The sequence below is a fragment of the Vibrio sp. A11 genome (assembly GCF_013048705.1).
Taxonomy (GTDB): domain Bacteria; phylum Pseudomonadota; class Gammaproteobacteria; order Enterobacterales; family Vibrionaceae; genus Vibrio; species Vibrio metschnikovii.
The window spans coordinates 392,540-406,875 of sequence record NZ_VHSI01000001.1 but is presented as its reverse complement, the minus strand read 5'-3'; the positions used below and the strand labels follow the sequence as shown (position 1 = coordinate 406,875).

Sequence of the window (14,336 nt, the reverse complement as noted above, 5' to 3'; positions counted from 1 at the left end):
ATCAGAGCATGGTCAGACAATTATTTACAGATCGATTTCGCGCCATTCTCCGGGTTGGAGCGTTTCTAAGGTTGTGTTACCAATCGAATAACGAATCAGACGTAGAGTGGGAAAGCCGATGTGAGCGGTCATGCGTCGTACTTGTCGATTGCGACCCTCGGTAATGGTAATCGCTAACCACGTGGTGGGGATTGCCGCGCGAAAGCGCACTGGTGGATGACGCTCCCATACCAGTGGTGGCTCGATAATCTCAACCTGAGCCGGTAACGTTGGGCCATCTTTAAGCGTCACACCGCGGCGCAACTGCTCTAAATCGGCTTCTTGTGGTTGCCCTTCAACTTGCACCCAATAGGTTTTTGGCGCTTTAGCTTTAGGTTGAGTTAATCTTGCTTGTAATACGCCATCATTAGTTAAGATCATTAATCCTTCGCTATCACGATCGAGTCGCCCGGCGGCATAAATGTCTTTTATCGTAATAAAATCAGCCAGTGTTTGTCGCCCTTGACCATCGGTAAATTGGCTTAAGGTATCGTAAGGTTTATTAAAGGCGATGACTTTTCGTTCGTCAGACGATCGTGGTACAGAAGCGATTTTCTTTCGCTTGAAGCTGGGTCTTTCAGCGAGTTTAGGGCGTTCGGCGCGTTTGAATTGCGCAGGTGCGCTGGTCGTTGAGGAACTGGAAAGCGTACGACGTGAGCGGGATGACATGTTAAGCACCTTGCAAATATGTAAATGAGTTGTGTTTGAATGTTTTATCTGACGCAGAAATAGGCTATACTTTGCGCGCCTGAAAACAAGATTGAACGACGGAATGATAGACTATTATCTTGTTTTTGTTTAATTATAGCCAATAGAGAATTTCTCACCGTGAGACTCAACCAGCACATCCATCGTGAGAGTTAACCTTATAATAGTGAGACAAACGTGGCCAAGTTTTGAGGATGTAAAACTAGCTTGTTCACGGACATTCACATCGCACTATTTCATCCCATAGTGCGGTTAGAACAAAGGGAAAGTTCATGCCTACAGAAAAACCAACCATCATCTATACCATCACTGATGAAGCGCCGGCGTTAGCGACGTATTCATTACTGCCAATTATTCAATCATTTACGGCATCATCAGGGATCAGTGTTGAGACCAGAGATATTTCGTTAGCCGGGCGTATTCTTGCCAGCTTCCCTGAACACTTGAAAGAGAATCAACGAGTCAGCGATGCTTTATCTGAGTTGGGCCAGTTAGCACAAACCCCAGCGGCGAATATTATTAAACTACCAAATATCTCAGCGTCGATTCCTCAGTTGAAAGCCGCGATAAAAGAGCTGCAAGATAAAGGTTATGATCTTCCCGATTATCCTGCAGAACCGAGCACTTACGAGCAGGAAGCGATCAAAGCCACTTACGATAAAATTAAAGGCAGTGCGGTAAACCCAGTACTACGAGAAGGTAACTCGGATCGTCGTGCGCCAACATCAGTGAAAAATTACGCCAAGAAAAACCCGCACTCAATGGGCGCTTGGTCGAAAGATTCCCGTTCTCACGTGGCGAGCATGGATGATAAAGATTTCTTTGGCAGTGAAAAATCGTTAACGGTTGCCGGTGACACTCAGGTCTCGATTGAGTTTGTCGCTCATGATGGCACTCGTAAAACTTTGAAAAAGCCATTTGCTTTGCTGGATAAAGAAATTATCGACACCAGCGTGATGAATAAGAAAGCTTTAGTGGCGTTTTACGAAAAAGAGATCGCCCAAGCTAAACAGCAAGATATTTTGCTTTCTTTGCATCTCAAAGCGACGATGATGAAAGTCTCTGATCCGGTGATTTTTGGTTATGCGGTTAAAGTTTATTACCAAGATGTATTTGCTAAATACGGTGAGCTGTTTGATCAACTCGGTGTTGATGTTAATAATGGTCTTGGCGATGTTTACGCTAAAATTCAGACCTTACCACAAGCGCAGCGTGAAGAAATCGAGTCTGCCATTCAAGCGGTATACACCACTCAACCTCCGTTAGCGATGGTTGACTCAGATCGTGGTATCACCAATTTACACGTGCCAAGCGATATTATTGTTGATGCTTCAATGCCAGCGATGATCCGCTCATCAGGTCAAATGTGGGGACCGGATGGTAAACAAAAAGATACTAAGGCGTTGATCCCTGATCGTTGCTACTCAGGGGTGTATCAAGCGGTGATTGATTTTTGTCGTGATAATGGCGCTTTTGACCCAACGACCATGGGTAGTGTGCCTAACGTTGGTTTAATGGCACAAAAAGCCGAAGAATATGGTTCACACGACAAAACCTTTATCCTTGATGCTGATGGCGTTGTGCAAGTCATTGATCAATCAGGTAAAGTATTGCTTGAACAGGTTGTCGAAGCGGGGGATATCTTCCGTATGTGCCAAGTGAAAGATGCACCGATTCAAGATTGGGTTAAATTAGCCGTTAATCGTGCTCGCGCAACGGGAGTGCCAGCGGTATTCTGGCTCGATGACTCTCGCGCCCACGATCTTGAGCTGATTAAAAAGGTTAAGCAATACTTGCCGGATCACGATACCCATGGTCTAGACATTAAAATTATGTCGCCAGTACAAGCTACACTCTATACTTTGGCGCGCATGAAAGAAGGCAAAGACACCATTTCAGTAACCGGTAATGTACTGCGTGATTATCTGACTGATTTATTCCCGATCCTTGAATTAGGAACGTCAGCGAAAATGCTATCCATCGTTCCGCTAATGAACGGTGGCGGTCTGTTTGAGACCGGAGCGGGTGGCTCTGCACCGAAGCACGTACAACAAGTGCAGAAAGAGAATCACCTACGTTGGGATTCTTTGGGTGAGTTTCTCGCTCTTGCTGCCTCACTGGAGCATCTGAGTGTGGTCACGGGTAATCCGAAAGCCCAAGTATTGGCTGATACCTTGGATGTAGCAACAGGCAAGTTTTTAGATAATAACAAATCACCGTCACGTAAAGTCGGCGAGTTAGATAACCGTGGCAGCCATTATTACCTTGCTACTTACTGGGCAGAAGCCCTTGCTGAGCAAAAGCAAGATAGTGATTTAGCCACGGAGTTCGCTCCCATTGCTCAGCAATTGAAGGCGCAAGAGCAACAGATTATTCAAGAACTTAATCAGGCGCAGGGCGTGCCGGGTGATTTAGGTGGCTATTACGCCCCTGAGTTTGCCAAGGCGTCTACTTTGATGCGTCCTAGCCAGACGTTAAATAAGATTATTGACCGCGCTTAAACAACAAAACCCGCCGAAAGGCGGGTTAGTTTTAGACACAAGTTGGCAGCGAATTATTTACTTGGTTGGCCTTCAATCGGTACCACATTACTCGCATGATAGCCTTTAGGGCCCTGTTCCACTTCATAAGCAACCTGTTGGCCCGCCTTTAATGTGCGATAGCCATCCATTTTGATCGTTGAATAATGAGCAAAAATGTCTTCATTTCCGCCTTCCGGACAAATAAAACCAAATCCTTTAGCGTTGTTGAACCATTTTACTGTACCTGTAGCCATGCTATACATCCCTCATGCATTGTATTACTGATGTTGTTAACGCTTACCTTGTTTATCGACAATCTCCAATAAACAAGGCATCAATCTTCGCTTTTTATTCCGTTAGCGAAGCGGTTGTTAAGTGAATAACCATTTAGCCGCTGCCAAATTTTTAGTCACTAATTGACCAATGTAGCCAATGATTGAGCGCAGTCAATAGTAAAAAGACATAAAAATCGTCACTTTTATAGGTAAATCACTTAACTAGCCTGCTATAAAACGCATATTTATCAAATACACGCTGGCGTTGTGGTATTGATACGGTCTCAGCCGCATTGATAATGTGATCCTCAATCGCTAAAAGATAGATGCGTTGTTTAGGATTTCCCTCCAGATCTCAGTTGATCGATTGAAGGGGTTATTAACGTAAGATGATGTAATGAGAAATTTAGCGTGTGGATAAATGCAATTTGATTTGCAAATAGCAATGCATAATGTGACATCTGGTGCATAGTGGTGGGTGAATTTTACACATTTAAACCTAGCGGATAACCGGAAAAGTGAGGTTTTATTTGCAGCGATACCATTGCTAGATTAGTCTCTAAGTAAGGGTTGTTTTTCACCTGAGCAAGCCACCAGTAAAGTTTATTTACTGCGCTGATGAAAAGGGTAACAATGAGTAATACAACGAGAAACGCTCCTAAATACGACGGTTATGAGTAGAAATTTTGAATGGGTCACTCCAGGCTCTGACTTACTGGAGAAAGAGAAAACCGCGGTTAAACCCCCGGCAATGTATCATGTGGTACTCAATAACGATGATTATACTCCGATGGAGTTTGTCATCGAAATACTGGCTCGGTTCTTTTCAATGGACATGGAACGAGCGACGCAAGTCATGTTGAGAGTTCATTATGAAGGAAAAGCCATTTGTGGCACGTATACTGCAGAGGTAGCAGAGACGAAGGTGGCACAAGTCGCGACATACTCAAGAGAAAATGAACATCCCCTCTTGTGTACCATGGAGCAAGCTTAGACTTGCAACAACAATCTGGTTGTTCCTCAAGGAGGCCTTATGCTTAACAAAGAACTAGAATCGAGTCTCAATGGCGCGTTCGCTCGAGCGCGAGATAAAAGACATGAATTTATGACCGTCGAGCACCTCCTACTTGCATTATTAGAAAATGATGCAGCGAAGGATGCACTCGTCGCTTGTCAAGCCGATATCGATAACTTACGTCGCGAGCTTGATCAGTTTATTGATCAAACCACACCCTTAATTCCTAATAACGATGAAACACGCGAAACTCAGCCTACATTAAGTTTTCAACGTGTATTACAGCGTGCTGTTTTCCATGTTCAATCTTCTGGCCGAAGTGAAGTAACGGGTGCCAACGTATTGGTTGCCATTTTTAGTGAGCAAGAATCTCACGCGGCGTACCTATTGAAAAAGAACGATATCAGCCGTCTCGATATTGTTAACTACATTTCTCATGGCATCACGAAAACATCTGGTGCCGAAGATTCGTCAGGGGATGCCTTTGGTAGCAGTAGCCCTGAAGAATCAAATTCTGATGAACGTTTAGAAAGCTTTGCTTGCAACTTAAATCAGCTTGCCAAACAAGGCCAAATTGACCCTCTAATCGGCCGAGATAAAGAGCTTGAGCGCACTATTCAAGTATTATGTCGTCGTCGCAAAAACAACCCTTTATTAGTGGGTGAGGCCGGAGTAGGTAAAACTGCGATTGCTGAAGGTTTAGCGTGGAGGATTGTTGAAGGGCAAGTGCCTGAAGTCATCCAAAATAGCGTGATCTACTCTTTAGATATTGGTTCGTTATTAGCCGGGACCAAATACCGTGGTGATTTTGAAAAACGTTTTAAAACCATTCTAAAACAGTTAGAAAAAGAAAAAGATGCAATTTTATTTATCGATGAAATTCATACCATCATCGGTGCTGGGGCGGCTTCTGGCGGACAAGTTGATGCGGCTAATTTAATCAAACCTTTGCTGAGTAGTGGTAAGCTACGTTGTATCGGCTCAACGACTTATCAGGAATACAACACCATATTCGAAAAAGAGCGTGCGTTATCCCGTCGCTTCCAGAAAATTGATGTTGTCGAGCCTTCCATCGATGATACAACAAAAATTTTGATGGGCTTAAAACCAAAATATGAAGCTCACCACGATGTTCGTTATACCAATAAAGCGTTGCGCGCAGCGGTGGAGCTCTCGGCTAAATACATTAACGAGCGTCACTTGCCAGATAAAGCGATTGACGTCATTGATGAAGCTGGGGCGAGAGTTCGATTGATGCCTGCAAACCGACGCAGAAAAACGGTCGGTGTGGCAGAAATTGAAGCCATGGTTGCTAAAATGGCTCGCATACCCGAAAAGTCAGTTTCTTCTTCAGATAAAGATATTTTGAAAAATCTGGATAAGAAGATGAAGATGCTGGTATTTGGTCAAGACAAAGCTATTGAAGTGTTGAGCGAGTCGATTAAGCTGACTCGTGCAGGATTGGGTGCGGAAAATCGCCCTGTCGGCTCCTTCTTATTTGCAGGCCCAACAGGGGTCGGTAAAACTGAAGTCACTGTTCAGCTATCTAAGTTGCTTGGTATCGAGTTACTGCGCTTTGATATGTCGGAATATGGTGAGCGTCACTCGGTCAGTCGTTTAATTGGTGCGCCTCCTGGTTATGTTGGTTACGACCAAGGCGGATTATTGACTGATGCAGTGATTAAACATCCTCATGCTGTCGTGTTATTGGATGAGATAGAAAAAGCGCATCCCGATGTATTTAACCTATTACTCCAAGTGATGGATAATGGGACGTTAACCGATAATAATGGCCGTAAAGCCGATTTTCGTAACGTTATCTTAGTCATGACCACCAACGCTGGGGTTGCGGAAACGGTTAAAAAATCGATTGGTATGATTCAGCAGGATCACAGCCATGACGCGATGGCGGAGATCAAGAAGGTCTTTACGCCAGAGTTTCGTAACCGTTTGGATCATGTAATTTGGTTCAATAGCCTTGATGAGCGAGTGATTCACCAAGTCGTTGATAAATTTATTGTTGAACTACAAGTGCAGCTTGATGCTCGTGGTGTTTCTCTTGAAGTGTCAGAAGATGCACGCCACTGGTTAGCCGTGAAAGGGTATGATCGTGACATGGGGGCTCGCCCGATGGGTCGAGTGATTCAAGATCAGTTGAAAAAACCATTGGCTAATGAATTACTGTTTGGTTCGTTAGTCGAAGGTGGAACGGTCAAAGTGGATTTAGCTGATGATCAATTAACGTTTCAGTATATGAGTTCTCGTGAAAAGGTCGCTCATTAAGCGTAATCCTTTGCTCAGCGAAACTCACGATTGAATGAAATTAAGTTAATAAAAAAGCGCACAGAGTATCGTGCGCTTTTTGTTATCCGTGTATCACCCGATCCATGATTCACTCTCAGGCAACAAAAACGGAGCATTAAGCTCCGTTTTTGTTGCATTCGAAAATCAGTGATTAACGAGCACGGAAGACGATGCGACCTTTAGAGAGATCGTACGGTGTCATCTCGACAGTAACTTTGTCTCCAGTAAGAATGCGGATATAGTTTTTGCGCATTTTACCAGAAATGTGAGCCGTCACTGTGTGACCATTTTCTAGCTCAACACGGAACATTGTATTTGGAAGAGTATCAAGGACAGTGCCTTGCATCTCAATTACGTCTTCTTTAGCCATTTAATCCTCTTTAGAAATTTGGCGAAAAATAATCAACGGCGTATTTTGCCGTTAAAAAATCAATATGTAAACTTGGGGCGTATTCTACCCTTGCCAACGCTGTTTGACTAGCTTTTGATGTGCTCTGAAGCGTACTTTGTAGTTCATCGCTGGGCATTCATCAATTTGATATCCCAAATAAAGCCACTGTTTGTTCATGGTTTTAGCAAGCTCAAGTTGACTAAGAACGCCCAATGTTCCTAAAGATAGGGAACTATCGGGATCAAAGAAGGTGTAAAATGCACTCGCACTACTCGGGAGAATATCGGTGATAGCGACAGCGACTAACTGATCATCCAAATAGAGATGTAAGTATTGTGTATCTAACCAGTCCGAATTAGCAAATTTAGCAAATTCATCACGGCGAGGAGGATACATAGTACCGCTGTTATGACGCGCTTCGATGTAACGAGAATAGAGCGTAAACCAATCTTGATCCATCTCTGGTTTTAATTGCCACCGATAACGAGATTGTACTTGTTTGAGCAGGCGTTTTTGACTTTTCGATGGGGTGAACTCACTCACTGATACGCGCAGAGCTTGGCAAGCTTGGCAATGATCGCAATGAGGCTTATAGATAATGTCACCACTGCGTCGAAAACCATTGGCTAGCAGTAGCTCATAGTTTTCTGGGCTCTGCATGTGAGGCTCCATTGCAACGGCGACTCGCTCCATACGATCGGCTAAATAACTGCAGGGATGATTACTGGTTAAACCAATGCGTATTTGCTGTAAATCAGAACTCATAGCGACTCCTTCGATGAGTCGTTAACGGTAAGAGATAACCATTGAGGTTGAAAGCAGTGATCTGTTACCTGACCTTGCTTTAAGGATAGCAATGAATCTAAAAATTGGTCACGTGGTAATTCAACGGCACCTAATGAGCGAAGATGTGGGTTCATGACTTGGCAATCGATTAATTGTCCACCACAGCGTGCAAAATGGACACAGAAATACCAAAAACCGATTTTTGATGCGTTATCAGCTAAACTAAACATCGATTCACCACAAAAGAGCTGCCCGACTTGAATGCCGTATAGCCCACCCACTAAGGTATCATCACGCCATACTTCAACGGAATGGCAAATGCCTTGCTTGGCAAGTTGTTGATAGGATGAACGCATATCCGCATTTAACCAAGTTTGCTCAGCAGGACGTACTGCTGCACATAATTCAATCACACGTGCCGTATCATGATTTAAACTGACTCGATAAGTGTGTTTGCGTTGAAATTTTTGCACACTTTTTGCTGGTTTAAAGGTCTTAGGAAAAAACACGGCACGCGGGGAGGGGCTCCACCAAAGAATGGGTTCACCAGGGCCATACCATGGGAAGATACCATTGTGGTAAGCTGAAATAAGACGATCGGGATGCAAACTCCCACCAAAAGCCAGTAGGCCATTAGGCTCATCTGAGGCAAGTAAAGGCGAGGGGAAATCGAAATTATCACTCGCTAATTCAGTGAGATAGAGTGCCATTACTTAACCAACTTATCCTAATAGGAGTAAAAAATGACAAAGTGGATATGGATCTTATTGATTTTTCCTCTGTTTGCCAATGCTGCGTATCAACGAAATCAGGCGAGACCGGTTAATGATGTCGTTTTTGGGCAAGTAGAAACCGTCCGTTATATTACCCAGCAAGAGATTATACATTCAAAATCAAAGGGCTGGGAAACATTGCTTGGTGCGGTAGTTGGAGGTCTTGTCGGTCATCAGTTTGGTGATGGTCGAGGTAAACAAGTTGCCACGGCGGTTGGTGCAGCAGCTGGTGCGGGTGTTGCTCATCATCATGGAAATAAAACTCATCTTATTGAGTATAAATTGGTTGAGCTATTGATTAGAACGAACGATGGTCAATTGATTGATGTTATTCAAGATCTCGATAACCAAATGATCTTTAACCGAGGTGATTTAGTAAGAATCTTGTACTTCTCAGATGGTGTGAGAGTGGATAAAGAAAGATAAGCAAGATTTTTTGTATTGAGCGGGGGATAAAGACTAGCGAGGATAAAAGATTTTGGTTAGTCTGCCAGTATCAAGAATTTTACTGCCTTCAATATTAATGGTTATGATGACAGTGCAAGGAAATACACGTTTAATGGAAAGTCTTACCTTACAGCCTATTGCAAATATTAATGGTGAAGTTAATTTGCCAGGTTCAAAAAGCGTTTCAAATCGAGTGCTTCTGTTAGCCGCATTAGCCACCGGAACGACACGCTTAACCAATTTACTCGACAGTGATGATATCCGCCATATGCTCAATGCATTGAGCCAATTGGGTGTTAAGTATCGGCTTTCAGCGGATAAAACACAGTGCGAAGTAGAGGGGTTAGGTCAACCCTTTGTAATCGATGGTTTACAAGAACTCTTTCTCGGTAATGCCGGGACGGCAATGCGCCCATTGGCTGCAGCATTGTGCTTGGGGCGTGGTGAGTTTGTTCTCACGGGTGAGCCACGAATGAAAGAGCGACCAATAGGCCATTTGGTGGAGGCTTTGCGTCAAGCGGGGGCAAATATCGAGTATTTGGAAAATGAGCATTATCCTCCATTGCGTATTCAAGGAACCGGATTAAAGGCGAGTCATGTTTCGATTGACGGTTCTATTTCCAGCCAATTTTTAACGGCCTTCTTAATGTCGGCACCATTAGCAGAAGGCACCGTGACTATTGATATTGAAGGCGAGTTAGTTTCAAAACCGTATATCGATATTACGTTACATCTGATGCAACAATTTGGTGTTCAGGTGATCAATCACAACTATCAGCAATTTGTGATTCCTGCCGGTCAATCGTATGTTTCTCCGGGTGATTTTCTGGTTGAAGGCGACGCTTCTTCTGCTTCTTATTTTCTTGCTGCTGCCGCGATAAAAGGCGGTCAAGTTAAAGTAACGGGTATTGGTAAAAATAGTATTCAAGGCGATGTCCAGTTTGCTTATGCGTTAGAGAAAATGGGCGCACAAATTGAATGGGGAGACGATTATGTGATTGCTCGTCGTGGAGAGTTAACTGCAGTCGATTTAGACTTTAATGCTATTCCTGATGCTGCGATGACGATTGCTACGACGGCTCTATTTGCTAAAGGGTCAACGGCGATTCGTAATGTTTACAATTGGCGAGTTAAAGAGACCGATCGGTTAACCGCGATGGCAACAGAACTGCGTAAAGTCGGTGCTCAGGTCGAAGAAGGTGAGGACTACATTATCATCACTCCGCCAAGCCATTTACAACATGCGACAATCGATACCTACGACGATCATCGCATGGCGATGTGTTTTTCTTTAGTCGCGCTTGGTGAGACACCAGTGACGATTAATGATCCAAAGTGTACATCAAAAACTTTCCCTGATTATTTTGAGAAATTTGCCCAGTTATCTCACTGAGTTAATTAGGAAAATAAATGTTCAGCGTCACTACGGAAAAAGCCTCAATATAGAGGCTTTTATTGTTTTTTAAGGGTAAATTGTTTTGAAAGATGATGAGCTAAATATTTAAACATATTAAAAACGGCGGTTGTTTTTTCACTTGGCAGACCTTGAGGGTCAAGAAAATACTCACCTTTAAATACCAATACGCCGTCTTTTTCTTCTACGCTGGTCGTGCGCATTCCCTCTATATAGCTATCGTGTTCTTGAATTAATTGATTGGCTATGAGTAATAAATCGAATTCATTGATGGGTTGTTTGGTCTGCATATTGTTCTCTTTATTTTAGGTTGTTCTTTGATTTACTTGCTCTCGGTATTACGTTTCTCTATGCTGCTGCCCAGTAGATAACGACTGTCTAGCAATTGATAACGTGATTGTAGAATTGTGTCATGTAAAAACCATGATCATAAACAGGAAATGGATAAAAGACAATTTTGCTTGATTTTGTGATTAACAACATATTTTCTAGATTAATGGTCGCGCCTAAAACAGACTCTCTTTACTATGAGGCTAATTTTGTCTTGCGAATGCGGTTTCGTCGATTTGTCGAGCAAACAAGCGTTTTTTTTCAAAAACAGGTTGATCTTCTGCTTAACTGGCTCGATAGTAAAAAAAGAAGCAATATTTTTAGAACATCATGCGATTTATTACTCGCAGTGTGATTAAGGGCATTTGAATCAAATTATGGGTAAATCACTCGTTATAGTGGAATCGCCAGCCAAGGCTAAAACAATCAATAAATACCTTGGTAAAGACTTTATTGTTAAGTCTAGTGTCGGTCATGTCCGCGATCTGCCTACGGCAGGTCAAACTACTACCACGGCTAAAAAAGCGACACCAGCAGCGAATAAAGCACTTTCTTTGGAAGAAAAAGAGCGTTTAAAAAAAGAAAAAGAACGGACCGCTCTGATTAAGAAAATGGGAGTGAATCCTTTTCAAGGTTGGGAAGCGAACTATCAAATTCTCCCAGGCAAAGAAAAAGTGGTGGCTGAGCTACAGAAATTAGCTAAAGACGCCGATTGCGTTTATCTCGCAACCGATTTGGATCGCGAAGGAGAAGCTATCGCTTGGCACCTACGTGAGATCATCGGTGGTGATGAAGAGCGCTATAAGCGGGTAGTGTTTAACGAAATTACTAAAAATGCCATTCAGCAAGCCTTTGAGCAACCGGGAGAGCTGAACATGGATGGCGTTAATGCTCAACAAGCGCGTCGTTTTATGGATCGCGTTGTAGGCTTTATGGTCTCGCCATTATTATGGAAAAAAGTGGCTCGTGGCCTTTCTGCTGGTCGTGTGCAGTCGGTAGCCGTAAAACTTTTAGTTGAGCGTGAGCGTGAGATCAAAGCGTTTATTCCTGAAGAGTTTTGGGATATTCATGCGGACACAAAAACCAGTACGCAAGATGATTTTCGTTTGATGGTGGCTCAACAAGCGGGCTCTGCTTTTAAGCCGACCAATGAGGCTGAAACTCAAGCCGCGCTTTCAGTGTTACAAAAAGCGCGCTTTGAAGTTTGTAAACGCGAAGATAAACCTACCAGCAGTAAGCCTAGTGCACCTTTCATCACCTCAACGCTTCAGCAAGCCGCCAGTACACGCTTAGGCTATGGCGTGAAGAAAACCATGATGTTGGCACAACGCTTGTATGAAGCGGGTTACATTACTTATATGCGTACTGACTCGACTAATTTAAGTGGCGAGGCGGTAGAATCAGCCCGTCAGTTTATCGAGCAGCAATTTGGTCCACAATATCTGCCACAACAAGCGATTGTCTATGGTAGCAAGAAAGGGGCTCAAGAGGCGCACGAAGCGATTCGTCCTTCCGACGTTAATGTCAAAGCCGATGACTTACAAGGGATGGAAGCGGATGCACATAAGATTTATGCTCTGATTTGGAATCAATTTGTCGCTTGTCAAATGACCCCCGCCCAGTACGATTCAACCACCATCAGTGTTAAAGCAGATGAGTATACGTTGAAAGCGAAAGGACGGATTTTGAAGTTCGATGGCTGGACTCGCGTACAGCGTCCACTCGGTAAAAATGAAGATCAAATTTTACCCGCAGTTCAAGTCGGTGAAGTACTTACTCTTGAGAAACTTGATCCTAAGCAGCATTTTACCAAACCGCCAGCACGTTTTACGGAAGCCGCATTAGTCAAAGAATTAGAAAAGCGTGGCATTGGGCGTCCATCGACCTACGCATCGATCATTTCTACCATTCAAGATCGTGGTTACGTGAAAGTTGATCAGCGCCGTTTTTATGCAGAGAAAATGGGCGAAATCGTGACCGACCGTCTCGATGGTAGTTTTACCGATCTAATGAACTATGATTTTACTGCTCGGATGGAAGAAAAACTTGACCAAATTGCAGAGGGTGAAGCGAATTGGAAACAAGTATTGGATGCCTTCTTCGTTGATTTTAGTGGTGATTTAGAGCAAGCCGAGCAAGACGAAGATCACGGTGGTATGAAGCCTAATCATATTGTCATGACTAATATTATGTGCCCAACCTGTTCTCGTCCTATGGGGATCAGAACGGCTTCAACGGGGGTCTTCCTCGGTTGTTCAGGTTATGCATTGCCTCCGAAAGAACGTTGTAAAACGACGATTAATTTGGGCGATGAAGATGGCATTATCAATGTTCTTGAGGAAGATGTCGAAACGGCAGCGTTACGAGCGAAAAAACGTTGTCCGATTTGTGAAACGGCGATGGACGCTTATCTGATTGATGGTCAACGTAAACTACATGTTTGCGGTAATAACCCAAACTGTGAAGGTTATGTCGTTGAAACCGGTGAGTTCAAAGTTAAAGGTTACGACGGTCCCGTTGTTGAGTGTGATAAATGTTCATCAGATATGGTGTTAAAAACTGGACGTTTTGGTAAGTACATGGACTGCACCAATGACAACTGTAAGAACACTCGAAAGATATTGAGAAACGGCGAAGTTGCTCCTCCTAAAGAAGATCCGGTTCATTTCCCTGAACTGCCGTGTGAAAACTCAGATGCTTATTTTGTACTACGTGACGGTGCTTCTGGACTATTCTTAGCCGCCAGTAATTTTCCGAAATCTCGTGAAACACGAGCGCCTCTTGTTGAAGAGTTACAGCGTTTTAAACAACGTTTACCTGAAAAGTACCAATATCTAGCGACGGCTCCCACTCATGATCCCGATGGGCTTGCTGCGGTGGTACGGTTTAGTCGTAAGAGTAAAGAGCATTACGTACGCACCGAAGTAAATGGTAAACCTTCCGGTTGGACGGCAATCTATGACGATGGTCACTGGCAAGTGACGGACAAACGAAAGTCAGCCAAATAAGAGAAATTTTTCTTATCGATAAAAACATTGAGGCAGCCATTGGCTGCCTCAATGTTTTCCGAGTGAGTCATTTTTAATGGGGAATCGGTGTGCTTTTTCAAGCAAAATTATTCCCCAATTTTCATCCTATTTTTCCCATCATCAATAAATAGTCGTTATTTTTCGTTACCAAAAATGAAACATAAAAATGCAATTTCATAACGTTATGATGCCTTAATTGTGAACAAGATTAGGAGTTCAACCGATTGGCTGTTTTACTGGCTCAAAATAGACAATTGCCATTTGTATTTTTATGCAAACGCTATAAAGTAATACACAACCAAT

General features: G+C 43.3%; 12 protein-coding genes. 6 read left to right on the top strand and 6 right to left on the bottom strand.

Annotated features, from left to right (window positions below; genetic code table 11):
- Positions 1 to 24: 24 nt before the first annotated feature.
- The gene (locus tag FKQ60_RS01765; protein ID WP_170905909.1) at positions 25 to 708 is read right to left on the bottom strand and encodes a pseudouridine synthase; all 684 of its coding nucleotides are present in this window, start codon (positions 706 to 708) and stop codon (positions 25 to 27) included.
- A gap of 311 nt (positions 709 to 1,019) precedes the next feature.
- On the opposite strand from FKQ60_RS01765, the gene FKQ60_RS01760 reads away from it, so the two are divergent.
- Positions 1,020 to 3,248 carry an NADP-dependent isocitrate dehydrogenase gene (locus FKQ60_RS01760; RefSeq protein WP_158138555.1) on the top strand — a complete coding sequence of 743 codons (2,229 nt, stop codon included), beginning with the start codon at positions 1,020 to 1,022 and terminating at the stop codon, positions 3,246 to 3,248.
- A 53-nt stretch (positions 3,249 to 3,301) separates the two neighbouring features.
- On the opposite strand, the gene cspD is transcribed toward FKQ60_RS01760, so the two are convergent.
- A complete protein-coding gene (gene cspD / locus FKQ60_RS01755; RefSeq protein ID WP_004395077.1) occupies positions 3,302 to 3,523 on the bottom strand; it encodes a cold shock domain-containing protein CspD in 222 nt (73 codons plus the stop codon).
- A gap of 694 nt (positions 3,524 to 4,217) precedes the next feature.
- Here cspD and clpS point away from each other — a divergent pair.
- Both clpS and clpA read left to right on the top strand, forming a co-directional pair.
- Positions 4,218 to 4,538, top strand: coding sequence for an ATP-dependent Clp protease adapter ClpS (clpS, locus tag FKQ60_RS01750; protein ID WP_170905908.1), 321 nt, complete (start codon positions 4,218 to 4,220; stop codon positions 4,536 to 4,538).
- A 39-nt stretch (positions 4,539 to 4,577) separates the two neighbouring features.
- A complete protein-coding gene (gene clpA, locus FKQ60_RS01745; RefSeq protein ID WP_040904235.1) occupies positions 4,578 to 6,842 on the top strand; it encodes an ATP-dependent Clp protease ATP-binding subunit ClpA in 2,265 nt (754 codons plus the stop codon).
- A 172-nt stretch (positions 6,843 to 7,014) separates the two neighbouring features.
- On the opposite strand, the gene infA is transcribed toward clpA, so the two are convergent.
- The 3 genes from infA to aat all read right to left on the bottom strand — a co-directional run bounded on the left by infA (position 7,015) and on the right by aat (position 8,750).
- On the bottom strand, positions 7,015 to 7,233 hold the full coding sequence (gene infA, locus FKQ60_RS01740; protein WP_004395079.1) for a translation initiation factor IF-1: 219 nt from the start codon (positions 7,231 to 7,233) through the stop codon (positions 7,015 to 7,017).
- An 84-nt stretch (positions 7,234 to 7,317) separates the two neighbouring features.
- Positions 7,318 to 8,019: an arginyltransferase gene (locus FKQ60_RS01735; protein ID WP_154167921.1), complete on the bottom strand. Its 702-nt coding sequence runs from the start codon at positions 8,017 to 8,019 to the stop codon at positions 7,318 to 7,320.
- Positions 8,016 to 8,750 carry a leucyl/phenylalanyl-tRNA--protein transferase gene (gene aat, locus FKQ60_RS01730; RefSeq protein WP_154167923.1) on the bottom strand — a complete coding sequence of 245 codons (735 nt, stop codon included), beginning with the start codon at positions 8,748 to 8,750 and terminating at the stop codon, positions 8,016 to 8,018. Before aat ends, FKQ60_RS01735 begins: the two co-directional genes overlap by 4 nt.
- A 33-nt stretch (positions 8,751 to 8,783) precedes the next feature.
- Here aat and FKQ60_RS01725 point away from each other — a divergent pair, with 33 nt between their 5' ends.
- Positions 8,784 to 9,239 carry a glycine zipper 2TM domain-containing protein gene (locus FKQ60_RS01725; RefSeq protein WP_040904237.1) on the top strand — a complete coding sequence of 152 codons (456 nt, stop codon included), beginning with the start codon at positions 8,784 to 8,786 and terminating at the stop codon, positions 9,237 to 9,239.
- Between the two features lie 133 nt (positions 9,240 to 9,372).
- On the top strand, positions 9,373 to 10,653 hold the full coding sequence (aroA, locus tag FKQ60_RS01720; RefSeq protein WP_154167925.1) for a 3-phosphoshikimate 1-carboxyvinyltransferase: 1,281 nt from the start codon (positions 9,373 to 9,375) through the stop codon (positions 10,651 to 10,653).
- A 59-nt stretch (positions 10,654 to 10,712) separates the two neighbouring features.
- On the opposite strand, the gene FKQ60_RS01715 is transcribed toward aroA, so the two are convergent.
- On the bottom strand, positions 10,713 to 10,964 hold the full coding sequence (locus tag FKQ60_RS01715) for a YciN family protein (RefSeq protein ID WP_158138553.1): 252 nt from the start codon (positions 10,962 to 10,964) through the stop codon (positions 10,713 to 10,715).
- Positions 10,965 to 11,381: 417 nt separating this feature from the next.
- Here FKQ60_RS01715 and topA point away from each other — a divergent pair, with 417 nt between their 5' ends.
- Positions 11,382 to 14,012, top strand: coding sequence for a type I DNA topoisomerase (gene topA / locus FKQ60_RS01710; RefSeq protein WP_004395085.1), 2,631 nt, complete (start codon positions 11,382 to 11,384; stop codon positions 14,010 to 14,012).
- The last annotated feature ends 324 nt before the right edge of the window (positions 14,013 to 14,336 follow it).

Excerpts from the sequence above, each read along its gene's own strand:
- aat (WP_154167923.1), bottom strand. The coding sequence starts at position 8,750 with ATGGCACTCTATCTCACTGAATTAGCGAGTGATAATTTCGATTTCCCC.
- aroA (WP_154167925.1), top strand. The coding sequence starts at position 9,373 with ATGGAAAGTCTTACCTTACAGCCTATTGCAAATATTAATGGTGAAGTT.
- FKQ60_RS01735 (WP_154167921.1), bottom strand. The coding sequence starts at position 8,019 with ATGAGTTCTGATTTACAGCAAATACGCATTGGTTTAACCAGTAATCAT.
- clpA (WP_040904235.1), top strand. The coding sequence starts at position 4,578 with ATGCTTAACAAAGAACTAGAATCGAGTCTCAATGGCGCGTTCGCTCGA.
- FKQ60_RS01715 (WP_158138553.1), bottom strand. The coding sequence starts at position 10,964 with ATGCAGACCAAACAACCCATCAATGAATTCGATTTATTACTCATAGCC.
- infA (WP_004395079.1), bottom strand. The coding sequence starts at position 7,233 with ATGGCTAAAGAAGACGTAATTGAGATGCAAGGCACTGTCCTTGATACT.
- FKQ60_RS01725 (WP_040904237.1), top strand. The coding sequence starts at position 8,784 with ATGACAAAGTGGATATGGATCTTATTGATTTTTCCTCTGTTTGCCAAT.
- FKQ60_RS01760 (WP_158138555.1), top strand. The coding sequence starts at position 1,020 with ATGCCTACAGAAAAACCAACCATCATCTATACCATCACTGATGAAGCG.
- FKQ60_RS01765 (WP_170905909.1), bottom strand. The coding sequence starts at position 708 with ATGTCATCCCGCTCACGTCGTACGCTTTCCAGTTCCTCAACGACCAGC.
- topA (WP_004395085.1), top strand. The coding sequence starts at position 11,382 with ATGGGTAAATCACTCGTTATAGTGGAATCGCCAGCCAAGGCTAAAACA.
- cspD (WP_004395077.1), bottom strand. The coding sequence starts at position 3,523 with ATGGCTACAGGTACAGTAAAATGGTTCAACAACGCTAAAGGATTTGGT.
- clpS (WP_170905908.1), top strand. The coding sequence starts at position 4,218 with ATGAGTAGAAATTTTGAATGGGTCACTCCAGGCTCTGACTTACTGGAG.